Source organism: Pseudomonas sp. P97.38 (assembly GCF_001269745.1).
GTDB lineage: Bacteria > Pseudomonadota > Gammaproteobacteria > Pseudomonadales > Pseudomonadaceae > Aquipseudomonas > Aquipseudomonas chlororaphis_E.
The window spans coordinates 200,886-222,605 of the sequence record NZ_LHVJ01000011.1 but is presented as its reverse complement, the minus strand read 5'-3'; the positions used below and the strand labels follow the sequence as shown (position 1 = coordinate 222,605).

The window sequence follows — 21,720 nt, the reverse complement described above, 5'->3', positions numbered from 1 at the left end:
GACGCCTGCTCAAGCGACAGCGACGACGTCGAGAATCCGCTGCACGACCCGGTCCTGGTCGATACCGGCGGCCTCGGCCTCGAACGACAGGATGATGCGATGGCGCAGCACGTCGAACAGCACGGCCTGGATGTCCTCGGGGCTGACAAAGTCGCGGCCGGCCAGCCAGGCGTGGGCGCGGGCGCAGCGATCCAGGGCGATGGAACCCCGTGGGCTGGCACCGTAGGCGATCCACTCGGCCATCTCCGGGTCGAACTTGGCCGGGTTGCGGGTGGCCATGATCAGTTGCACCAGGTATTCCTCCACGGCGTCGGCCATGTACAGGCCGAGAATTTCCTTGCGCGCCGAGAAAATCGCCTGCTGGCTCACCCGCCGCTCGGGCTTGGCCTCACCATTGAGCGCCTCGCCCCGGGCCTGTTGCAGGATCCGGCGTTCCACCGTCGCATCCGGGAAACCGATCTTGACGTGCATCAGGAACCGGTCGAGTTGGGCCTCGGGCAACGGATAGGTGCCTTCCTGCTCGATGGGGTTCTGCGTGGCCATCACCAGGAACAGGGGTGACAGTTCATACGTACTGCGCCCAACGCTCACCTGGCGCTCGGCCATGGCTTCCAGCAAGGCGGACTGGACCTTGGCCGGGGCACGGTTGATCTCGTCCGCCAGCACCAGGTTGTGGAAGATCGGCCCTTGCTGGAAGACGAAACTGCCGGTTTCCGGGCGATAAATTTCCGTGCCGGTGATGTCGGCGGGCAGCAGGTCGGGGGTGAACTGGATGCGATGGAACTGCGCTTCGATCCCTTCGGCCAGCTCCTTGATCGCCTTGGTCTTCGCCAGCCCTGGCGCGCCTTCCACCAGCATGTGGCCGTCGGCAAGCAGGGCGATGAGCAGGCGCTCGATGAGTTTTTCCTGGCCGAGAATCTGCGTTGAAAGAAAGGTTCGCAGCGCCAAAAGCGCTTCACGATGTTCCATCGGTGACTGTTCCTGGAAAGGGTGGCCCCTGGCGTTCGGATAACGTCGGGGCTGGGGGCGTTACTTTAATGCATGGCGGGGGGTGGCGACTAACAGGATTTTGATCGGGTGTGCACAATTGTGATCGGTTTGGGAACATTGTGGGGTGGGCTCGCTTGCGCTGAATACCGCCCGGACAAGCGCACTGACCCCGTGACGAGGGAGCTTGCTCCCGCTTGACCGGGCTGGCGCTCCGGTGCGAAGCACTCACAAAGTGAATGGGTGTTTATCTGGATGTAGGAGTGTTCTGTATTGGGCTACGTTGTCTTGCGCCGTTGCCTACGACTGCGCCAGAATCCGCCGGCTTGTGCGTCTGGGAGGCCGGTTCTATCGTTTTCGGGTCGCTGATGAATCAGCGATCGGGTTTGGTAGCCCGGCTCTCTACATGACGCAAGCGTCACTTTTTACAGGTGCATCTCGGCATTTGTATTGATGGTGGCCATGCGTAGGGCGCTCTTGAGCGCGCCGGAGTTCATGTGGGCCGGTCTACCAACCTTCGTATGGCCGCCACCCTCGTTTGGTAGCGAGGTGGTGGTTCCTCCAGCCCCACATGAGGTTCCATTATGTTCAAAGCTACCCCCAATCCACCGGACACCGATCCGACCTTCCCGCGCTCGAAAACCAAGTCCCAGAAACACGACAAAGTCACCGACCGCGTGCTAGACCATTACTTGAACCCGAAACCGGACAAACCCGAAGCGGGTCCTGCTCCCGACCAACTCTTCACCGTCAACCAGGACATCGACACCGAAAGCCTGCTCGCCAACCTCAGCGAAACCCTGGCCTCGGCCAACGTCATGGTCAATGACCTGGCCTTCGACCTGGAGGGTTCACGCCGGCATTTCCTCCTGGGCATCCAACAACTGATCGAACTGGGCAGCCTGTTGGCCAATCGCGCACTGGACAACATCGAAACCCGTCAGCCGACGTAAGTTGTAACAGCCCCAGGGCCCGGGACACCGCGGAACCTGTGGGAGCGGGCTTGCCCGCGAAGGCAATGAATCAGTTGATATTGATGTTGGCTGACACACCGCTTTCGCGAGCAAGCCCGCTCCCACATGGGACCTGCGGCATCTTCGGAATCCGAGGCTCACCCTGAAACCTGTGGGAGCGGGCTTGCTCGCGAAGGCGATGGATCAGTTGATATTGATGTTGACTGACACACCGCTTTCGCGAGCAAGCTCGCTCCCACATGGGACCTGCGGCATCTTCGGAATCCGAGGCTCACCCTGAAACCTGTGGGAGCGGGCTTGCCCGCGAAGGCGATGGATCAGTTGATATTGCTGTTGGCTGACACACCGCTTTCGCGAGCAAGCTCGCTCCCACATGGGACCTGTGGCACCTTCGGAATCCGAGGTTCACCCTGGAACCTGTGGGAGCGGGCTTGCCCGCGAAGGCGATGGATCAGTTGATATTGATGTTGACTGACACACCGCTTTCGCGAGCAAGCTCGCTCCCACATGGGACCTGCGGCATCTTCGGAATCCGAGGCTCACCCTGAAACCTGTGGGAGCGGGCTTGCCCGCGAAGGCAATGGATCAGTTGATATTGATGTTGACTGACACACCGCTTTCGCGAGCAAGCTCGCTCCCACATGGGGCCTGTGGCATCTTCGGAATCCCGAGGTTCACCCTGAAACCTGTGGTGGTAAGCCTGCTCACGATGACGGCAGCAGCTCCAGCACCCTATAGCGCTAGTTCTGCATCCGAATCGCCTCCACCAACAACCTGACCGCCGGCCTGTCGACCAACTCCCGCCACGGACCATCGTCCACGATTGCTCCTTCATGCATCACGATCACCTGGTCAAAGCGATGCAGATGGTCGACATAATGGGTCACGACCTCCCCAAGTTGCAGCCGTTGTAGGCTGTGTACGAAATAGTTTGAAATGCAGTATTGTCCACTTGGATGATCCCGTTTCTTAAAACGTTATAGGCATTATTTTGGAGGACGACTCTGCGATCTCTTATCTCTCCAGTTTTCAAGTAATAGGGCAGGCAAATAGATAAAGCAACGATGCGCTATTAGAGGTGTTATGTAAAAAATAATGAGCATGGAGGATGAGAACAGTGAAAAGCTGAGGGCGTATGACCCATAGAAGCTGTATTTTTGGCTGTTGTTGGCTAGGTTGGTGGAGGTCAGATAGAACATGAATAAAATAAGCAATATATAAAGCACTGCAAGGGGAGGGATGAGCGCGTATTTTAATAGTGAATAATTTTCGTACTGTTTAGGGTCGATCCTCATTGTTTGATAAGTCTTGTAGAAGGCCAGTATGGCAAATACGGGGCCAATGCATGCAAGGTAGTTTGCGGTTACTTTTGAGCTGAAAGGGAATCGAGATGACCAAAAACCAACTTGCCCAAAGAGGTGGTTATCTATGAAGGCGGCAATGGCCAACTCTGTAGGGGTGATTGGGTAGGAAGGTAGCAGGAAATTAATGAAGAAGATAGGGGTTGCGGCGAGGACAAACAACCAATACGGAGGTTGTATCTCTTGTGGTCGTTTCTTCATGATGCTCCTGATTTGATCGGCAGTTTATGGCATTGATGTAATCAAGATAGTACCGAATTCAATATGGCTAAATTCGGCACCAAGGAACTCCCGTTACTGGGGTTGGTGATCCCGAAATTCATTTAGGATTGCGTTGTTGATAATATCAACCTGGTTGGCATCGAGAATGGACGAGATGGTGGCTGTTAATAGAGCTACCGCTACTATTCCAAGGGCGGATGCTGCAACTGCGGGATAAAATAGTGCTAGTACAGCAGCGAGTAACGCACCTGCTCCTGCCCATCCCAGCAACAGCGGTGAAGCGAGCACGATCAGTTTGAGCGTTATCAGGGTGAAGAGCGTCGACACCAGCAGAGTGGTATGTGTTTTATAGGCACTCCTGATCATGACCCGTATGGCATGCATGCACTCGCTCCCGGCTGCCTTGTCTGTTTCATTGCGAAGCCACCACCTGGCGTGTTTTCGTCGGTGATCAATGAATAGCAGCAGGGAGGTTGGAAGGGCTATGGCGCCGCTTCCGATGTTGGCGTAGGCCGGGTCCGGGTTCTCGGTAGGAACAGCATCACTGCCATCCCAAGCCCGCTCGTACTGACCGTGATGCTGGTGGCAAACCTCTCAGCCTCCCCACGCCTCCGGATTCACCAGATTCACCGGTCGATCACCCGCCAATGCCGCCAGCAGATTCTCCACCGCACAACGCGCCATTGCTTCGCGTGTCTCATTGGTGGCCGAGCCCATGTGCGGGGTGGCGACCACGTTGTCCATCTGCAACAACGGCGAATCCGCACTCAAGGGCTCGCGCTCGAACACATCCAGCCCCGCAGCGCGGATCTGGCCGTTGCGCAGGGCGTCGATCAGTGCCGCTTCGTCCACGACTTTGCCCCGGGAGATGTTGATGAAGATGGATTCGGGGCGCATTTGCGCAAAGGCGTGTTCACCGATCAGCCCTTGGGTCTCTGCGGTCAGCGGGAGGGTCAGGCAGATGAAATCGGCTTGGTGCAGCAGGGTTTCCAACGAGCAGTAGCGGGCGTTGAAACGCTGCTCGACGGCGGGCTTGGGCGAGTGGCTGTGGTAGATCACCGGCATGCCGAAGCCGAAGTGGCCGCGCTGGGCCAAGGCTTCGCCGATGCGGCCCATGCCGATGATGCCCAGGGTCTTGCCGTGGACGTCGCTGCCGAAGTGCTCAGGGCCGATGCTTTTTTGCCATTGGCCGGCGCGAATCAGGTTGACCAGTTCCACCACGCGGCGGGCCGTTGCCAGGATCAGCGCAAAGCCGGTGTCGGCGGTGGTCTCGGTCAGCACGTCGGGGGTGTTGCTCAGCAGAATCCGGCGTTCGGTCAGGTAGTCGATGTCGTAGTTGTCGACCCCTACCGAGACGCTGGCGATGGCTTGCAGGTTCGGCGCCAGGTCCAGCAGCGCTGCATCCAGCTTCAGGCTCGCGCCCAACAGGCCATGGGCGCCGGGCAGGGCATCGCGCAGTTGCGCCAGGCCCTGGGCGTCGAGGCGGTCGATGAGGGTGACGTCGGCCTGCGCTTGCAAACGGGCCATCAATTGCGCCGACAGCGCCTTGTACAACACCACGTGCTTTTTCATGAGCGGATCTCGATTCAGGAATGGGCGGGCGCCGGGTGTGGCGCCACGGAGTTGGGGGTGGCGCGGTCGCTGGCACCGGGCTTGAGGGCCAGGGTCAGCACCACCGACAGCAGCAATGCGCCGCTCATCAGCAGGAAGGACATGCCCGGCGAGCCGGTGGAGCCGTTGAGGTAGCCCACCAGGTACGAGCCGCCGAAGGAGCCCAGCGCGCCCATGCTGTTGATCAGCGCCATGGCGCCGCCGGCGACGTTGGCCGGTAGGATTTCCGGAACGATGGCAAAGAACGGCCCGTAGGGTGCGTACATGCAGGCGCCGGCGATCACCAGCAGGCTGTAGGACCACCAGAAATGTTCAGGTCCCAATAGGTACGAGGCGTAGAACGCGATGGACGCCACCAGCAGCGGCGGCCAGACGAAACGCTTGCGCTTCTGGGCCTTGTCCGAGCCCCAGGACACTACGAGCATGGCGACGACGGCCGCCAGGTACGGCAGCGACGACAGCCAGCCGGCCTCGACCATGCTCATTTGCAGGCCGGCCTTGAGGATCGACGGCAACCACAGCACGAACCCGTAGACCCCGATGCTCCAGCAGAAAAACTGCAACGCCAGGATGATCACCTTGGGTGAGCGGAAGGCCTCGGCGTAGTTCTTCACTGCCTTGATCCCGACCTGTTCGGCCGCCAGTGCGCTTTCCAGGTCCTGCTTTTGCTGGGGGCTGAGCCACTTGGCCTGGGACGGACGATCATCCGCCAGGCGCCACCAGACGAAGGCCCAGAGCACCGCCGGCAGGCCTTCGATGATGAACATCCAGCGCCAGTCGAATTGCTGCACCAGGTAGCCCGACACCACCGACATCCACAGCATGGTCACCGGGTTGCCGAGGATCAGGAAGGTATTGGCGCGCGAGCGCTCGGCGCGGGTGAACCAGTGGCACAGGTACACCAGCATGGCCGGCATCACGGCGGCTTCGACCACGCCCAGCATGAAGCGGATCACGATCAGCCAGTAGGCGTTGGAGACCACGCCGGTCAACGTCGCCAGCGACCCCCAGAGGATCAGGCTGACGAAGATCAGCTTCTTCACGCTGTGTTTCTGGGCGTAGATCGCTCCGGGCACCTGGAAGAAAAAGTAGCCGAGGAAAAACAGCGCGCCGAGCAGGGATGACAGCCCCGGAGTCATCATCAGGTCCTTGGCCATGCCCGAGGCCGCCGCGAAGCCATAATTGGCTCGATCCAGGTAGGCCAGGCTGTAGGTGATGAACACGATGGGCATGATGTACCACCAGCGGCGGGTGGCGAGGTTGAGCGTTTGCATGTCGTGACTCCTGAGCTTGTTGTTTTTGTTGCAGCAGGTGTGTTTGGGGTGTACTTGCGGCCTCTATCGCGAGCAAGCTCGCTCCTACAGGTCTAGCGGCAACCCCTGTGGGAGCGAGCTTGCTCGCGATGGGCGTCGTCAAATTCAGTCAGTAACTCATCGCGGGTCGGCAAGCCTTCCATGTCCCCCCGACTCTGTACCGCGCGGCTGCCAATCCAGTTGGCGCGCTGTACCGCCTCGGTGATCCCCCGGCTTTCCAGCAGGGCACTGATCAGGCCGACGGCGAACCCGTCCCCGGCGCCGACCGTGTCCACCACCCGGGCCACCGGCACGCCGGCGACGAAGCCCTGGTCCAGCCGCGTGCGGTAGTAGGCACCTTGGGCACCGAGCTTGATCACCACGGCTTCGGCGCCCAGGTCCAGGTAGAAGGCGGCGATGTCGGCCGGGTCGTCGAAGCCGGTCAGCAAGCGGCCTTCGCCGAGGCCCGGCAAGACCCAGTGGGCGAGGGCGGCGAGGCGGTTGACCTCGCGGATCATCAACGACTCGCTGGCCCACAGGCTGGGCCGCAGATTGGGGTCGAAGGACAGGCTGCGACCGGCCTCGCGCATGCGGTTCATCAATTCAAGGGACATCTCGCGGGCCGTGGCCGACAGCGCCGGCACAATCCCGGTGGCATGCAAGTGCCGGGCACCCAGCAGGGTGGGGGCGATGGCCTCGGGCGACAGGTGGCTGGCCGCCGAGCCACGACGGAAATACTCCACCTGCGGGTCGCTGCCATCGTCGGTGCGGGATTTGAACTGGAACCCGGTCGGGTGCGCAGGATCGACCGTCACATGGCGACAATCCAGGCCTTCACGCTCCAGCGTCTGCACGACGAAACGTCCCAGGGAATCGGCGCCGACCCGGCTCAGCCACGCCACGTTGAAGCCCAGCCGCGCCAGGCCGATGGCAACGTTGCTGTCGGCCCCGGCGATGCGCTTGCTGAAATGGTTGACGCAGGCCAGGTCGCCGCAGTGGTCGGCCACCAGCATTGCCATGGTTTCGCCGAACGACAAGACATCGAACTCAGGCATGGGCAGGCTCCCGACGAGGTTGTCCGAGACCGGCCAGGGCGGCCACGTGTTCAGTGGTCAATTGCAGCAGGTCATCGCCTTGCAGCGGGTATTCGGCGGCGCGCATCACGCCGGCCGGCATCTGCTTGAACAGTTGTTCCCATAGGTGCAGATCCGCCAGCACCGGTGGCACCGCAATCAGTTTGCCGTCGTCGCGCCGGGCCACCGCCTTGCAATGCACATACCGCACGTGGCGTCCGAGCTCGCGGGCCGCCAGCGTCGCGGACTGGTCCTGCCATTGCCAGTTGCCGATGTCGAAGGTCATGCCGACTGGCAATCCCAGTTGTTCGAGGGCGGCGAAAAACCGTTGGAAGGGCTCGATCCGCCCGCCTTGCAACGTCTGGTCGTTTTCTACCAACAATTGCACCGCACTGGTGGCGAGCACCTGCGCCAGGGCGGTCAGATCATGGGTGTCAGTGAAATGCCCAAGCGAGACCTTCAACCACGTCGAACCGAACGCCTCGGCCCGCAGCAGGGTCGGCGCCAGGTCAGGATTGGGTTGGGTGCGGTCAGCGAGCCACAACTCGAGGGGCGAGGAGAAAATACTCTGCAGGCCTTGGGCCCGGGCGTCGGCAGCCAGCTCGGCGGGTTGTTCGTGGGTCAGCAGTTCCTCGCGCCATTCGATGCGCGAGGCGCCGGCGGCGGCCAGTAGCGTGGTGAAACGACCTTGGCCTTGCTGGCGCACCAGGTCGGCGCCGTAGCTGGACAGGCTGATGGAAACGGGTGGCTTGTTCATTGTTCTACACCTCTGAAACCGGTTTCAGTTTTGATCAAAAAAAAGGTTCTGCGTGAGGGCCTCATCGTGAGCAAGCTCGCTCCCACAAGGAATCGTCGATATGGCACCGGTCCCCTGTGGGAGCGAGCTTGCTCGCGAAAGGCACTTTCACCGAACCACCCCCCGCGTCGACCCGCGCTCGATCAGCTGCGCTGCAAAATCCAGGGTTTGTATCGGCCCGTTGTCGCCGCGCAAGCGCTTGAGCAGGCACTCGAAGGCACGAGCGCCAATTTCGGCGGTTGGCTGGGCCAATGCGGTGATGCCGCTGCCCACCAGCGGGTACCAGTCGAGGTCATCGAGGGCGATCAGGCCCACGTCGTCGAACAGGTGGCAATCCAATTCCCGCAGCACCTGGGTGGCGGCCAGGGCGGCGATGCCGTTGGCGCAGAACAGCGCCTTGGGACCCGGGCCAGGCTGGGCCAGGAAGGCCTGGATCCGGGCCTTCAATTGATCGCAGATTTCCACCACGACGCCGGCCTGGGCAGGGCGTTGCTCGATACCCCACTTGAAACTGTCGACCCGCTCGATGCGCGAGCTGGTGCCGTCGAACGGCTCGGTCACCATCAGCAGGTCGCGATAGCCGCGTTGTTCGAGATGGTCGAGCGCCATCGTCACTGCCGCCGGGTTGTCCAGGCCCACCAGGTCGCTTTCGAGCCGATCGACTTTGCGATCCACCAGCACCAGGGGCATTTCGCGGCGCAGTTCAAGCAACTCGTCACGGTGATGGCCCAGGGTGTTCACGATCAGCCCTTCGATGTTGTAGGCACGCAACAGGGCCAGGTGCTGACGTTCCTGTTCGTCATCGCGGTCGGTGTTGCACACCACCAGGCTGTAGCCGTGGCGACGGCAGGCGGTTTCCACGCCGTGCATCACGGCAATTGAATAGGGATTGCGGATATCGGCCACCAGCATGCCGATCAGGCGCGTGCGGCCACGCTTGAGGCCGCGGGCCATCTGGTTGGGGCGATAGCCCAGCTCGTCGATCGCCTGCTCGATGCGCCGGGCAATGGCCTCGGAGAGCAGGGCGCGGTCCTCGCCGATAAAGCGCGAGACGCTGGCCTTGGAAACCCCGGCGCGTTCGGCGACGTCAAGCATGGTCACGCGGCTGCGCTGGGCGGCGGAAAAGGAAGTCACGGTTGTAAACCTGCCTGTTGGAGTTATTAGCGGCTCTGAAACCGGTTTCAGGAAACCTCAGAACCCGATGGGTCGTCAAGGGCATTGTGCGAGAGGGGCGACCGGCGGTGTGGGCGTGATCCGGATTCGGGCTTGCCGAAAATTGTTGGAGGTGTCGTGTCGATCCCTGTGGGAGCGGGCTTGCTCGCGAAAGCGGTGGGTCAGTGAAGAAGGTGGTGGCTGACCTGGCGTCTTCGCGAGCGAGCTCGCTCCCACAATGGTTGGAGGCGTTGTGTCGATCCCCTGTGGGAGCGAGCTTGCTCGCGAAGGCGGCCTTACAAACGCTGAAATCAAACCAGCCTGATGTACGTCCCCACATCCCTGAGAATGTTCTGCAACGTCAGCTCCACCTCGGCCAGGTCCGCTTCATCGGTGTCATGGGTGATCTCCAGCACATCATCCCCATTCAACGCATCGGCATCCGCCGCGGCAATTTCAATCAGCAAGCGGGTCGGGCTGAGGGTGACCTTGACGCCGTCCAGCGTCGAGGGTTCGCCATCCAGGGCGATCTCCAGGCTGTCTTCGTCGGGGTAGCGGGTCATCAGGAACATGTCGCCTTGAGTGCTGTGGCAGCAGAGCATGGCCATGTTGTCTTCTTCGTCGTCGCACGGGTTGGCGATCAGAAGGGCGGTGGTCATTTGCATGGTGATGGCTCCTGGCTCAATGAGCCCTGCGGGTGCAAAAGGAGGAGTTTGCCAGCCTCGATGATTTTCTGCAGGGTTACTGTCAACCGGCGCACAACCTGCATGGGATTTCATGCCTCGGGGTGCCGTTTGGTCCTCGGGCTGCTAGGGTTGTTCAGGACGTCTGTGCCAGACAGCTAGCCGATGACCGAATATGTCGCAGCGCTGCAAGCAGGCACCTGATCGCACTCGTTAAGCTGCGCAACGGATGTGCACCTGCAAAGGCCGCCCCCAGGGTGTTTTTTGCAGGTGTTCATTACATGGAAATTACATGGAAAAGGAATGTGACCTGCGGGTCCCGTCCAGCTTCACCCACCTGTCATCCTGTTTCCTCTGCCCGAGAATCAGGAACGGGATGGCCGACGGCCCCGAAAGGGGCTGCACGCGACGCTTCCATCAATAACAAGCCCAAGCGGAGTACCACAGATGGCGTTCTTCACCGCAGCCAGCAAAGCCGACTTCCAGCATCAACTGCAAGCGGCACTGGCGCAGCACATCAGTGAACAGGCACTGCCACAAGTGGCGCTGTTCGCTGAACAATTCTTCGGCATCATTTCCCTCGATGAACTCACCCAACGCCGGTTGTCCGACCTCGCCGGCTGCACCCTGTCTGCCTGGCGCCTGCTTGAGCGCTTCGACCACGCGCAACCGCAGGTGCGTGTCTACAACCCCGACTACGAACGCCACGGCTGGCAGTCGACGCACACAGCAGTGGAGGTGCTGCACCACGACCTGCCATTCCTGGTGGATTCGGTGCGCACCGAACTGAACCGTCGCGGCTACAGCATCCATACCCTGCAAACCACCGTCCTGAGCGTGCGTCGCGGCAGCAAGGGCGAGTTGCTGGAAATCCTGCCCAAGGGCACCCAGGGCGACGGCATCCTGCAAGAGTCGTTGATGTACCTGGAAATCGACCGCTGCGCCAACGCCACCGAACTCAGTGTCCTGACCAAGGAACTCGAGCAAGTGCTGGGCGAAGTGCGCGTGGCGGTGGCCGATTTCGAGCCGATGAAGGCCAAGGTCCAGGAAATCCTGGCGGGCCTGGACGACAGCGCCCACGTCATCGATGCCGACGAAAAGAGCGAGATCAAGAGCTTCCTGGAATGGCTGGTGGGCAACCACTTCACGTTCCTCGGCTATGAAGAGTTCGTGGTGCGTGAAGACGCCGATGGCGGCCACATCGAGTACAACCCCGAGTCCTTCCTGGGCCTGACCAAGCTGCTGCGCGCCGGCCTCACCGCCGATGACCTGCGCATCGAAGACTACGCCGTCAATTACCTGCGCGAACCAACCCTGCTGTCGTTCGCCAAGGCCGCGCACCCGAGCCGCGTGCACCGTCCGGCGTACCCGGACTACGTGTCGATCCGTGAAATCGACGCCAACGGCAAGGTCATCAAGGAATGCCGCTTCATGGGCCTGTACACCTCCTCGGTGTACGGCGAAAGTGTCCGGGTTATCCCGTACATCCGGCGCAAGGTCGAGGAAATCGAGCGTCGCTCGGGCTTCCAGGCCAAGGCGCACCTGGGCAAGGAACTGGCCCAGGTGGTCGAAGTGCTGCCCCGTGACGACCTGTTCCAGACCCCGGTCGACGAATTGTTCAGCACCGTGATGTCCATCGTGCAGATCCAGGAACGCAACAAGATCCGCGTGTTCCTGCGCAAAGACCCGTATGGGCGTTTCTGCTACTGCCTGGCCTACGTGCCTCGCGACATCTATTCCACCGAAGTGCGGCAGAAGATCCAGCAGGTGCTGATGGACCGCCTGAAGGCCACGGACTGCGAGTTCTGGACGTTCTTCTCCGAGTCCGTGCTGGCGCGCGTGCAACTGATCCTGCGGGTGGACCCGAAGAACCGGATCGACATCGACCCGCTGCTGCTGGAAAAAGAAGTGGTCCAGGCCTGCCGCAGCTGGAAGGACGACTACGCCAGCCTGGTGATCGAGAGCTTCGGCGAAGCCCAGGGCACCAATGTACTGGCCGACTTCCCCAAAGGCTTCCCGGCCGGCTACCGCGAGCGCTTCGCCGCGCACTCGGCCGTGGTCGACATGCAACACCTGCTGAGCCTGAATGAAAAGAACCCGCTGGTGATGAGCTTCTACCAGCCGCTGGGCCAGGTTTCCGGCCAGCGTGAGCTGCACTGCAAGCTGTATCACGCCGACACGCCGCTGGCGTTGTCCGACGTCCTGCCGATCTTGGAAAACCTCGGCCTGCGGGTGCTGGGTGAGTTCCCGTACCGCCTGCGCCACACCAATGGCCGCGAGTTCTGGATCCATGATTTCGCGTTCACCGCCGCCGAAGGCCTGGACCTGGACATCCAGCAGCTCAACGACACACTGCAGGATGCGTTCGTGCACATCGTGCGCGGTGATGCCGAGAACGACGCGTTCAACCGCCTGGTGCTGACCGCCGGCCTGCCATGGCGCGACGTGGCGCTGCTGCGTGCCTATGCCCGCTACCTGAAGCAGATCCGCCTGGGCTTCGATTTGGGCTACATCGCCAGCACCCTGAACAACCACACCGACATCGCCCGCGAGTTGACCCGGTTGTTCAAGACCCGCTTCTACCTGGCGCGCAAACTCAGCGCCGAGGACCTGGAAGACAAGCAGCTGCGCCTGGAACAGGCGATCCTCACGGCGCTGGACGACGTCCAGGTGCTCAACGAAGACCGCATCCTGCGTCGCTACCTGGACCTGATCAAGGCCACCCTGCGGACCAACTTCTACCAGACCGACGCCAACGGCCAGAACAAGTCCTACTTCAGCTTCAAGTTCAACCCGCACCTGATCCCCGAGCTGCCCAAGCCGGTGCCTAAGTTCGAGATCTTCGTCTACTCGCCGCGGGTCGAAGGCGTGCACCTGCGCTTCGGCAACGTTGCCCGTGGCGGTCTGCGCTGGTCCGACCGTGAAGAAGACTACCGCACCGAAGTGCTCGGCCTGGTGAAGGCCCAGCAAGTGAAGAACTCGGTGATCGTGCCGGTCGGCGCCAAGGGCGGGTTCCTGCCGCGTCGCCTGCCGCTGGGTGGCAGCCGCGACGAGATCGCGGCCGAGGGCATCGCCTGCTATCGCATTTTCATCTCGGGCCTGCTGGACATCACCGACAACCTCAAGGACGGCGCCCTGGTGCCGCCGGCCAACGTCGTGCGCCATGACGACGATGACCCGTACCTGGTGGTGGCGGCCGACAAGGGCACCGCGACCTTCTCCGACATCGCCAACGGCATCGCCATCGACTACGGCTTCTGGCTGGGCGACGCCTTTGCTTCCGGTGGTTCGGCCGGTTACGACCACAAGAAGATGGGCATCACCGCCAAGGGCGCGTGGGTTGGCGTGCAGCGCCACTTCCGCGAGCGCGGCATCAATGTCCAGCAAGACAGCATCACCGTGGTGGGCGTCGGCGACATGGCCGGCGACGTGTTCGGCAACGGCTTGCTGATGTCCGACAAGCTGCAACTGGTGGCCGCGTTCAACCACCTGCACATCTTCATCGACCCGAATCCGGAGCCGGCCAGCAGCTTCGCCGAGCGCAAGCGCCTGTTCGACCTGCCGCGCTCGGCCTGGACCGACTACGACACCAGCATCATGTCCGAAGGCGGCGGTATCTTCTCGCGCAGCGCGAAGAGCATCGCCATCTCGCCACAGATGAAAGAGCGCTTCGACATCAGCGCCGACAAGCTGACCCCGACCGAACTGCTGAACGCCTTGCTCAAGGCACCGGTGGACCTGTTGTGGAACGGCGGTATCGGCACCTACGTCAAGGCCAGCACCGAAAGCCACGCCGATGTCGGCGACAAGGCCAACGATGCGTTGCGCGTGAACGGCAACGAGCTGCGCTGCAAGGTCGTGGGCGAGGGCGGTAACCTGGGCATGACCCAACTGGGTCGCGTCGAGTTCGGCCTGCATGGCGGCGCCACCAACACCGACTTCATCGACAACGCCGGTGGAGTGGACTGCTCCGACCACGAAGTGAACATCAAGATCCTGCTCAACGAAGTGGTGCAGGCTGGCGACATGACCGACAAGCAACGCAACCAGTTGCTGGCGAGCATGACCGACGAAGTCGGCGGCCTGGTGTTGGGCAACAACTACAAGCAGACCCAGGCGCTGTCCCTGGCGGCCCGCCGTGCATTCGTGCGGATCGCCGAATACAAGCGCCTGATGAACGACCTGGAAGCGCGGGGCAAGCTGGACCGTGCCATCGAGTTCCTGCCCACCGAAGAGCAACTGGCCGAGCGCGTTGCGGCAGGCCATGGCCTGACCCGTGCCGAACTGTCGGTGCTGATCTCCTACAGCAAGATCGACCTCAAGGAAGCGCTGCTCAACTCCCTGGTCCCGGATGACGACTACCTGACCCGTGACATGGAAACCGCATTCCCGCCGACGCTGGTGAGCAAGTTCTCCGAGGCCATGCGCCGCCATCGCCTGAAGCGCGAGATCGTCAGCACCCAGATCGCCAACGACCTGGTCAACCACATGGGCATCACCTTCGTTCAACGGCTCAAGGAGTCCACGGGCATGAGCCCGGCGAACGTGGCGGGCGCCTACGTGATCGTGCGCGACATCTTCCACCTCCCGCACTGGTTCCGTCAGATCGAGGCCCTGGATCACCAGGTTTCCGCCGACGTGCAACTGGAGCTGATGGATGAGCTGATGCGCCTGGGCCGCCGCGCCACTCGCTGGTTCCTGCGCAGCCGCCGCAACGAGCAGAACGCCGCCCGCGACGTCGCTCACTTCGGTCCGCACCTGGCGGCGCTGGGCCTCAAGCTCGACGAACTGCTGGAAGGTCCGACCCGCGAAGGTTGGCAGACCCGCTACCAGGCCTACGTGGCCGCCGGTGTGCCGGAGTTGCTGGCGCGCATGGTTGCAGGCACCACCCACCTGTACACCTTGCTGCCGATCATCGAGGCGTCGGACGTCACCGGCCAGAACGCCGCGGACGTGGCCAAGGCCTACTTCGCCGTGGGCAGTGCCCTGGACGTCACCTGGTACCTGCAACAGATCAGCGCATTGCCGGTGGAAAACAACTGGCAGGCCCTGGCCCGCGAAGCGTTCCGCGATGATGTCGACTGGCAGCAACGGGCGATCACCATCTCGGTCCTGCAAGAGGGCGACGGTAGCCAGGACGTGGAAACCCGTCTGGCCTCGTGGCTGGAGCAGCATCAGGACATGGTCGAGCGCTGGCGCGCCATGCTGGTGGACATCCGTGCCGCCAGCGGCACCGACTACGCCATGTACGCAGTCGCCAACCGCGAACTGCTGGACCTGGCGCTGGCAGGTCAGACGGTCGTGACGGCCAACTGATCCGGCGTTGAAATGAAAAAGCCCGCATCGAGAGATGCGGGTTTTTTTTCGCCCCCGTTCAGACCGGAATCCACCAAACAGCACTGTGGGAGCGGGCTTGCCCGCGAAGACGGTGGGTCAGTCAACCTCTTCATCCACTGACCCACCGCCTTCGCGAGCAAGCCCGCTCCCACGGATTTGTGGTGTGCCTGTCAGTTCTTCAGGGGAATCAACACCGCTTCTTTCTCGCCCAACACCATGAACACCAGCAGTTTCGCCGGTTCGGTGGTGCTGGCATTCTTCGACACCAGGTGCTCGGAGCCTGCGGCTTCATACCAGAACTCGCCCGCCTTGTAAGTGATCGCCGGCTCACCCTTGACCTGGGAGGTGATGGCGCCTTCGAGTACATAGGCCATCGCGGTGCCCTCATGTTTGTGGGCGATGGAGGATTGGCCCGGGGCGTAGTCCACGGTCAGCATCATGGCTTTTTTGCCGGGCAGGTTTTTCAGCGCTTTTTCCTGCAACACATCGACCTTTTCCGAAGGGGCCGCGTCATGGGCGAACACTGAGGTAATGGGCAGCAAGCTGAGGGCGGCGATCAGGTAGAGGGCTTTCATGGCGGTAGGACCTTTTGGTTGAGTGGTTTTCGATGAACCCACCCTAAGCCCCATGTCCTGGCAAACAAACGTCCAATCTTTCGGAAGGTGGGTAGACCAATCGAGATCTACCCATACGCAATTGGCGAGCCCCGAACCTGTGGCGAGGGAGCTTGCTCCCGCTTGAGTGCGAAGCGCTCATAAAAGGGGCTGCTGCGCAACCCAGCGGGAGCAAGCTCCCTCGCCACGGGTTTGTGTGCACGACGCGGCATCAGACGATCGGAAAGCTGTTGAAGTCCACGCTGCGGGCCAGGCGGTTGTCGATCAGGCTGATGAAGCCCTGTACCTCGGGACAGTTGAAGTGGGCCTGCATGGCCGCTTCCGACTGCCAGCGGCCGCTGACGCTCCAACGGTCGCCGTCTTCCGGGCAACGGTCGACCAGGTAGGCATCGCAGCCCGGCAGTGCCCGCAGGGTTTCGACGATCTGCTGCAACTGCCGGCCCAGTTCCTCCGAACGCCCGGCGGCGGCCTGCACTTCTACGGTATTGATCACGTGGCGAGACATTGTTCGGGCTCCTGAATCAAGTCGGACGGATGTTACTCAACCCTTGATGACACCCGTGCAGGATAAGCCCGTCGGGTCCATGCTCAAACAGCCAATGGGCCGATAAATCCCCAGTCCAATGGCTCAGGCGACTTGCTGCAAGATGTCGCGCAGACGGTCCAGGGCGATGTCGATGTCCAGGGTCTCGATGGCGCCAAAGCCAAAGAACAGGCCCGGTCGTACCGGCGTTTCATTGAAGAAGCCTTCGAGGCTGTACAGCCCGATCTCGGCTTTTTTCGCCAGTTCGATCACCAGCGCCAGGTCGATCGGCACCTTGCACAACACCGCCATGTGGAAGCCGGCCGTGGTGGGCACGGCGTCGAACCACGGCGACAGATCCCCGGCCATGCGCGCCAGCAGGCGCTCGCGTCGACCGGCGTACAGCGTGTGGCAGCGGCGGATGTGCTTGAGCAGGCAACCCTCGGCGATGAACTTGGCCAGTGCCCATTGCGGCAGGGTGGAGGTGTGCTGGTCGGTGAGGCGCTTGGCCAGGATCACCGCGTCGAGGATCGCCGGCGGCAGGATGGCGTAGCCAAGGCGAAGTTCGGGCAGCAACGTCTTGGAGAACGTGCCGACGTACGCCACGATCCCGCGTTCGTCCATGCTCTGCAGTGAATCGGCGGGCCGGCCTTCGTAGCGGAACTCGCTGTCGTAATCGTCTTCGATGATGATTGCCCCCAGTTCGTAGGCCCGGGCCAGCAAGGCTTCGCGGCGGGCCTGGCTCATGGGCATCCCCAGGGGAAACTGATGGGACGGCGTGACATAGATCAGCCGTGTGCCGTCAGGAATCAGGTCCACGCGCATGCCTTGCTCGTCGACCGGCACCCCGGTCACCGTCGCGCCCTGGGAACCGAACAGCAAGCGTGCCGGCGGATAGCCCGGATCTTCCATGGCCACCAGGCTGCCGGGGCGGGTCAACACCCGCGAGATCAGGTCCAGGGCCTGCTGCGCGCCGTTGCACACCACCACGTCATCGTCCTGGCAATTGACCCCACGGGAAAACGCGATGTGCCGGGCAATGGCGTTGCGCAGCGCCGGCAGGCCTTCGGGCTGGCTATAGAAACCCTTGGCGCTGGCGATCTGGCGCAGCGCGTGGGCGGTGCAGCGGCGCCAGTCGTCCAGGGGGAACTGGCCCTTGCCGGTGGCGCCGCCGATGAAGTCGTAGCGCAGAGCGCCTTCCAGGGTCGGATGGCGCATCAGGTCCGGCATGGTGCGCCAGGCCTCGACCACCTCGGCGCCGGCCAGCTCGCGGTGGCTTTGCTTGCGCACGATCCGGGCCGGTCGCGCATTGACGTAGGTGCCCTTGCCGATGATGCCGGTGAGGAAGTTTTCGTAGGTCAGCTGCGCGTAGGTGTCGGAAACGGTCTTGCGGGAAATGCCCAGCTGCTCGGCCAGCAGGCGGCTGGGCGGCAACTGCGTGCCGGCGGCCAGGCGACCGCCCTCGATGGCGCTGCGCAGTTGTTGATACAGCTGGCCCGCCAGGTCCTTGCGGCCGTTGATGACAACATGAAGTTCCATACCCGCAGGCTCCTGGGCGATTGCTGGCGGCCAGCGTCAAAGGCGCAAGATTACCCGCATTGTGCCGCTGCTTTGAAGTTGCGTGGAGAAAATCCCGCCGATTGGCCTGCTGCGTGCTGGTCCCGGATTTTTCGACGAATTGGACCTGTCGCCGAACGCCCCCAGGGCCTACCGTGAAGGCTTCAATCGCCACGGAGCCCGCCATGAGCCCGCGTCTGGATTACTACAGTGCCTCCCCGGGGGCAATGAAAGCCATGATCGGCCTGGAAGCCATGACCAGTCGCCTGAGTATCGAGCCGGCGCTGCTGCATCTGGTCAAGATCCGCGCCTCGCAACTCAACGGCTGCGCCTTCTGCACCGACATGCATTCGGTGGAGGCGCGCCGCCTGGGCGAAACCGAGCGGCGTCTGTATGCCGTAGCGGTGTGGCGTGACAGCGGTTTCTTCACTCCCCGCGAACATGCCGCCCTGGCTTGGACCGAAGCGGTCACGCTGCTGGTCCGAAGCCAGGTGCCGGACGACGTCTACGCCCTGGCCCGCGACTGCTTCAGCGAGGAAGAGTTGGTAGACCTGACCCTGGCGATCAGCACCATCAGCAGCTGGAACCGCCTGGCGGTGAGTTTTCGCCAGCGTCCGGGCGGTTGATGACCTGCCAACTCATGTCCGGATGCCATCCTGTAGCGAGGGCAGCATCGTCACTTGGGCAGCGGTGAGTTGTTCGGCGCAGCGGGGGGGCGCTGCGGTTTCACCGAGTTGCCAAACGCATTGCCCATACGCACCCCGGTGGCGGCCGGGGTGACCAGGCCGAGGCTGTTCGGCGCGCGTTCGTTGACGGGTACGTCCAGCGCTTCCCGGGCCCGTTGCGCGGTAGCCGCCGCTTGCGGGTCATTGCCCATCTGCCGGCTCAGGCAGTTGTAGTCCGGGGTCTTGTAGCCGCCGACCGTCACCTCGATACACGCCGGCGCCTCTTCCGCCTGGGCCCAGGGCAGGGCCAGCAGCAGACCGAGGCCCGCTGTCATGCGCATCCACTGTTTCATCACCGACCTCCTGGCCCGTCCCAGGGGGACGGTGCGTTGTCAGGGCATCAGTCTAGTGCGCTGCGGGGGATTTGTATCAGATGTCATACGACATTCATAAACACCCCTCAGGATGACGGTTTTCAACGGATACGTCAGTCGTGCAGCAGGGCAGAGCCGGGGGCGGGGGCAGACGTGGTTTGACCTGGGCGCCCTTGGGCTGGCTGGTGGTGTCGTGGTGCCTGTTGATCGGGCCTGTCCAGGCGGCGAGCCTGGTGGACCTGGACATCGCGCCCCAGGCGTTGACCACGGCGCTGGAGCAATTCAGCCGCGCGACGGGCATGGCGGTGCTGGTGGACCATCAGTTGTCGAGCCAACGCCAGACGCTGGGCGTCCAGGGGCGGTTCACACCCGCCGACGGGCTGAGGGTGCTGCTCAGCGGGACCGGGCTGACCGCGCATTACGCCCGGGCGGACGCGTTCACGTTGCAGTCGGTGCAGGTCCGCGACGTGGCGCTGCCTGCCGGTGTCACGCCGGGCCTGAGCGACAGTAACTACGCCGCCGCGATCCAGACGGTGATCCAACGCAACCTGTGTCGCTCGCCGTTGACCCAACCGGGCAGCTTTCGGGCGGTGTTGCAGATCTGGATCGGCCGTGACGGGGTGGTCCAGCACAGTCGCCTGGTCAGCTCCACGGGTGATCTGCTGCGGGACAAGGCGTTGGTCAACAGCTTGCAAAACCTCAGGATCGACCGTCCGGCGCCCAGTTCGCTGCGCCAGCCGGTGACCCTGCTCTTGTTACCCGACTCATCAGGAAGAAGCATGGAATGCACAGCAGGGGAAGGGGTGTCCGGGCGATGAAAGAGATCGGTCGCAGCCCATTGGTGAAGCTGTTCCTCACCTCGTATGAGGATTTCAAGGTACGCCTGCGTCGGCGCCTGGGCTCCGAGGAACTGGCCAATGATGTGCTGCATGAAACCTACCTGCGGGTCGATCGCATGGTCGACACCCAGGAGATCGCCCAGCCCAACGCCTATTTGTACCGCATGGCCCTGAACATCGCGGCCGACCGCCGCCAGGCCGATGCCCGGCTGCTCACCGGCGATGAAGTCGAGGAGTTGCTGCAGGTCTCGGATGAAGCACAGGACCCGGCCCGGGTGGTGGGTGGGCAGAAGGAGCTGCAAATCCTGCTAAAGGCCTTGTACGAACTGCCGGCGCGGCGGCGCAGGATCTTCATCGCGGCGCGTCTGGAAGAAGCGCCGCACCTGGAAATCTCCCAGCGCTTCGGCATTTCCACGCGCATGGTGGAAAAGGAAGTCAAGGCTGCGCTGGGGCATTGCGCCCTGCGTCTGGAAAGAAAAGTCATTCAGCGGTTCGGTCCCGGCGCGGGAAAACCGTCTTGAGAGTAGAGACCTGACCCATTCGCGAGTGTGTTTGCGCTTGAATATCTTCAGCATCACTTCCCCTGACGCCACGCCCAGGGCCCGGTTGGCCGGCGAGGCCCGAGACTGGTTGATCCTGCTCACCTCGGGGCGCGCCACCGTGGCCGATGCCCGGGCCCTGCGCCAATGGTGCGGGCAGAGCCCCGAACACGCGCAAGCGTTCGAAGACGCCAAGGCGCTGTGGCACGGTTTGCAACCGGCGGTCGCGGCGTTGCAGGCGCCGCGGCATTTCGGCCGACGGGCCTTGCTCGGGGGCGCGATTGCGGCGTCGGTCGGTTTCCTGTTGATTCGGGCGACGGTGCCGGGTGGTGTGTCCGGCCTGGGCGCCGACTATGTGACCGATGTCGGTGAGCAGCGCCGGGTGGAACTGGCCGATGGCGTCAGCCTGGAACTGAACACCCAGACGCGCCTCAGCCGTCGTGCCCTGAACGACGGCGGGGCCGGCCTGGAGTTGCTCGGCGGCGAGGTTGAAGTGCTGGGACGCAGCACCCAGGCCGTCAGCGTCCAGGCCGGCGCCGGCTGGATCAGCGCCGCCAAGGCGCGCTTCAACGTTCGCTACACCGATCAGCGGGTCTGTGCGACCTGCCTGGAAGGCATCGTCCAGGTCGAGGTGCGGGGCCAGCGTTTTCGCCTGGAACCGGGCATGCAGTTGACCTACGACACCGCCCGGGTCGGTACGCCCCAGCAGGCCGACGTTTCGGCGGCCATTGCCTGGCGCGACCAGGTGCTGGTGTTCAACGACGCGACCCTGGCCAGCGTCATCGATGAAATCAACCGCTACCGCCCTGGCATGTTGCTGCTGCTCAATCGCGAACTGGGCTTGCGCAAGGTCCAGGCGCGGTTCCGCCTCGACCAATTGGCGGGCGTGGCGCTGCTGATCCGCGATGCCTACGGGGCGAAATGCACTGAGCTGCCGGGCGGGGTGGTGGTCCTGAGTTGAGCCTGGCGGCGTCTGGACGGGCCTCTTCGCGGGCAAGCCCGCTCCCACAGCGTTCGCGGTGGAGCATTGACTGTGGGAGCCTGCTCGCGAAGACGGCATGACTCTCGCGGCCAAACCTCAATCCCCTGTGGGAGCGGGCTTGCCCGCGAAGGCGGCCTGA

19 protein-coding genes are annotated in these 21,720 nt (G+C 62.7%); 6 read left to right on the top strand and 13 right to left on the bottom strand.

What is annotated here, in order from left to right; genetic code table 11:
- Positions 1-9 precede the first annotated feature (9 nt).
- Positions 10-969 carry a MoxR family ATPase gene (locus AD664_RS06530; RefSeq protein WP_042732320.1) on the bottom strand — a complete coding sequence of 320 codons (960 nt, stop codon included), beginning with the start codon at positions 967-969 and terminating at the stop codon, positions 10-12.
- Positions 970-1,571: 602 nt separating this feature from the next.
- Here AD664_RS06530 and AD664_RS06525 point away from each other — a divergent pair.
- On the top strand, positions 1,572-1,940 hold the full coding sequence (locus tag AD664_RS06525; RefSeq protein ID WP_053145294.1) for a DUF6124 family protein: 369 nt from the start codon (positions 1,572-1,574) through the stop codon (positions 1,938-1,940).
- A gap of 1,007 nt (positions 1,941-2,947) precedes the next feature.
- Here the strand turns inward: AD664_RS06525 and AD664_RS06520 are convergent.
- The 8 genes from AD664_RS06520 to AD664_RS06485 form a co-directional block, all read right to left on the bottom strand.
- On the bottom strand, positions 2,948-3,523 hold the full coding sequence (locus AD664_RS06520; protein ID WP_053145292.1) for a hypothetical protein: 576 nt from the start codon (positions 3,521-3,523) through the stop codon (positions 2,948-2,950).
- A gap of 93 nt (positions 3,524-3,616) precedes the next feature.
- On the bottom strand, positions 3,617-3,928 hold the full coding sequence (locus tag AD664_RS06515) for a hypothetical protein (protein ID WP_053145291.1): 312 nt from the start codon (positions 3,926-3,928) through the stop codon (positions 3,617-3,619).
- Between the two features lie 210 nt (positions 3,929-4,138).
- Complete coding sequence (locus tag AD664_RS06510) at positions 4,139-5,116, bottom strand: NAD(P)-dependent oxidoreductase (RefSeq protein WP_053145288.1); 978 nt, start codon at positions 5,114-5,116, stop codon at positions 4,139-4,141.
- A gap of 14 nt (positions 5,117-5,130) precedes the next feature.
- Complete coding sequence (locus tag AD664_RS06505) at positions 5,131-6,429, bottom strand: MFS transporter (protein WP_053145286.1); 1,299 nt, start codon at positions 6,427-6,429, stop codon at positions 5,131-5,133.
- Between the two features lie 92 nt (positions 6,430-6,521).
- The gene (locus AD664_RS06500; RefSeq protein WP_042732489.1) at positions 6,522-7,502 is read right to left on the bottom strand and encodes a sugar kinase; all 981 of its coding nucleotides are present in this window, start codon (positions 7,500-7,502) and stop codon (positions 6,522-6,524) included.
- Positions 7,495-8,277, bottom strand: coding sequence for a sugar phosphate isomerase/epimerase (locus AD664_RS06495; RefSeq protein WP_053145283.1), 783 nt, complete (start codon positions 8,275-8,277; stop codon positions 7,495-7,497). The genes AD664_RS06500 and AD664_RS06495 overlap by 8 nt, the downstream gene beginning before the upstream one ends.
- A gap of 147 nt (positions 8,278-8,424) precedes the next feature.
- Complete coding sequence (locus AD664_RS06490) at positions 8,425-9,450, bottom strand: LacI family DNA-binding transcriptional regulator (RefSeq protein ID WP_157061545.1); 1,026 nt, start codon at positions 9,448-9,450, stop codon at positions 8,425-8,427.
- Between the two features lie 329 nt (positions 9,451-9,779).
- Complete coding sequence (locus tag AD664_RS06485; RefSeq protein ID WP_053145281.1) at positions 9,780-10,133, bottom strand: hypothetical protein; 354 nt, start codon at positions 10,131-10,133, stop codon at positions 9,780-9,782.
- 465 nt (positions 10,134-10,598) lie between these two features.
- Here AD664_RS06485 and AD664_RS06480 point away from each other — a divergent pair, with 465 nt between their 5' ends.
- Positions 10,599-15,467, top strand: coding sequence for an NAD-glutamate dehydrogenase (locus AD664_RS06480; RefSeq protein WP_053145279.1), 4,869 nt, complete (start codon positions 10,599-10,601; stop codon positions 15,465-15,467).
- 191 nt (positions 15,468-15,658) lie between these two features.
- Here the strand turns inward: AD664_RS06480 and AD664_RS06475 are convergent, their stop codons facing one another.
- The 3 genes from AD664_RS06475 to AD664_RS06465 all read right to left on the bottom strand — a co-directional run bounded on the left by AD664_RS06475 (position 15,659) and on the right by AD664_RS06465 (position 18,164).
- Positions 15,659-16,063 (bottom strand): cupin domain-containing protein, encoded by a 405-nt coding sequence (locus tag AD664_RS06475; protein WP_053145277.1) that lies wholly within the window; start codon positions 16,061-16,063, stop codon positions 15,659-15,661.
- 250 nt (positions 16,064-16,313) lie between these two features.
- Entirely contained in the window at positions 16,314-16,607 is a 294-nt protein-coding gene (locus AD664_RS06470) for an antibiotic biosynthesis monooxygenase family protein (protein WP_047737828.1), read from the bottom strand.
- Positions 16,608-16,730: 123 nt separating this feature from the next.
- Positions 16,731-18,164: a PLP-dependent aminotransferase family protein gene (locus tag AD664_RS06465; RefSeq protein WP_053145275.1), complete on the bottom strand. Its 1,434-nt coding sequence runs from the start codon at positions 18,162-18,164 to the stop codon at positions 16,731-16,733.
- A 203-nt stretch (positions 18,165-18,367) separates the two neighbouring features.
- Between AD664_RS06465 and AD664_RS06460 the strand changes: the two genes are divergently transcribed.
- On the top strand, positions 18,368-18,808 hold the full coding sequence (locus AD664_RS06460) for a carboxymuconolactone decarboxylase family protein (RefSeq protein ID WP_053145273.1): 441 nt from the start codon (positions 18,368-18,370) through the stop codon (positions 18,806-18,808).
- A 50-nt stretch (positions 18,809-18,858) separates the two neighbouring features.
- On the opposite strand, the gene AD664_RS06455 is transcribed toward AD664_RS06460, so the two are convergent.
- The gene (locus tag AD664_RS06455; protein WP_042732044.1) at positions 18,859-19,200 is read right to left on the bottom strand and encodes a hypothetical protein; all 342 of its coding nucleotides are present in this window, start codon (positions 19,198-19,200) and stop codon (positions 18,859-18,861) included.
- 206 nt (positions 19,201-19,406) lie between these two features.
- Here AD664_RS06455 and AD664_RS06450 point away from each other — a divergent pair, with 206 nt between their 5' ends.
- The 3 genes from AD664_RS06450 to AD664_RS06440 are packed head-to-tail and all read left to right on the top strand — an operon-like array spanning position 19,407 to position 21,560.
- A complete protein-coding gene (locus tag AD664_RS06450) occupies positions 19,407-20,039 on the top strand; it encodes a secretin and TonB N-terminal domain-containing protein (RefSeq protein ID WP_053145553.1) in 633 nt (210 codons plus the stop codon).
- A complete protein-coding gene (locus tag AD664_RS06445; protein WP_042732043.1) occupies positions 20,036-20,581 on the top strand; it encodes a sigma-70 family RNA polymerase sigma factor in 546 nt (181 codons plus the stop codon). The genes AD664_RS06450 and AD664_RS06445 overlap by 4 nt, the downstream gene beginning before the upstream one ends.
- A gap of 37 nt (positions 20,582-20,618) precedes the next feature.
- Positions 20,619-21,560: a FecR domain-containing protein gene (locus AD664_RS06440; RefSeq protein WP_053145551.1), complete on the top strand. Its 942-nt coding sequence runs from the start codon at positions 20,619-20,621 to the stop codon at positions 21,558-21,560.
- Positions 21,561-21,720: the final 160 nt, after the last annotated feature.

What these genes read in the sequence shown, in the direction of transcription:
- AD664_RS06530 (WP_042732320.1), bottom strand. Translation starts at nt 969, where the DNA reads ATGGAACATCGTGAAGCGCTTTTGGCGCTGCGAACCTTTCTTTCAACG.
- AD664_RS06525 (WP_053145294.1), top strand. Translation starts at nt 1,572, where the DNA reads ATGTTCAAAGCTACCCCCAATCCACCGGACACCGATCCGACCTTCCCG.
- AD664_RS06520 (WP_053145292.1), bottom strand. Translation starts at nt 3,523, where the DNA reads ATGAAGAAACGACCACAAGAGATACAACCTCCGTATTGGTTGTTTGTC.
- AD664_RS06515 (WP_053145291.1), bottom strand. Translation starts at nt 3,928, where the DNA reads ATGCATGCCATACGGGTCATGATCAGGAGTGCCTATAAAACACATACC.
- AD664_RS06510 (WP_053145288.1), bottom strand. Translation starts at nt 5,116, where the DNA reads ATGAAAAAGCACGTGGTGTTGTACAAGGCGCTGTCGGCGCAATTGATG.
- AD664_RS06505 (WP_053145286.1), bottom strand. Translation starts at nt 6,429, where the DNA reads ATGCAAACGCTCAACCTCGCCACCCGCCGCTGGTGGTACATCATGCCC.
- AD664_RS06500 (WP_042732489.1), bottom strand. Translation starts at nt 7,502, where the DNA reads ATGCCTGAGTTCGATGTCTTGTCGTTCGGCGAAACCATGGCAATGCTG.
- AD664_RS06495 (WP_053145283.1), bottom strand. Translation starts at nt 8,277, where the DNA reads ATGAACAAGCCACCCGTTTCCATCAGCCTGTCCAGCTACGGCGCCGAC.
- AD664_RS06485 (WP_053145281.1), bottom strand. Translation starts at nt 10,133, where the DNA reads ATGCAAATGACCACCGCCCTTCTGATCGCCAACCCGTGCGACGACGAA.
- AD664_RS06480 (WP_053145279.1), top strand. Translation starts at nt 10,599, where the DNA reads ATGGCGTTCTTCACCGCAGCCAGCAAAGCCGACTTCCAGCATCAACTG.
- AD664_RS06475 (WP_053145277.1), bottom strand. Translation starts at nt 16,063, where the DNA reads ATGAAAGCCCTCTACCTGATCGCCGCCCTCAGCTTGCTGCCCATTACC.
- AD664_RS06470 (WP_047737828.1), bottom strand. Translation starts at nt 16,607, where the DNA reads ATGTCTCGCCACGTGATCAATACCGTAGAAGTGCAGGCCGCCGCCGGG.
- AD664_RS06465 (WP_053145275.1), bottom strand. Translation starts at nt 18,164, where the DNA reads ATGGAACTTCATGTTGTCATCAACGGCCGCAAGGACCTGGCGGGCCAG.
- AD664_RS06460 (WP_053145273.1), top strand. Translation starts at nt 18,368, where the DNA reads ATGAGCCCGCGTCTGGATTACTACAGTGCCTCCCCGGGGGCAATGAAA.
- AD664_RS06455 (WP_042732044.1), bottom strand. Translation starts at nt 19,200, where the DNA reads ATGAAACAGTGGATGCGCATGACAGCGGGCCTCGGTCTGCTGCTGGCC.
- AD664_RS06445 (WP_042732043.1), top strand. Translation starts at nt 20,036, where the DNA reads ATGAAAGAGATCGGTCGCAGCCCATTGGTGAAGCTGTTCCTCACCTCG.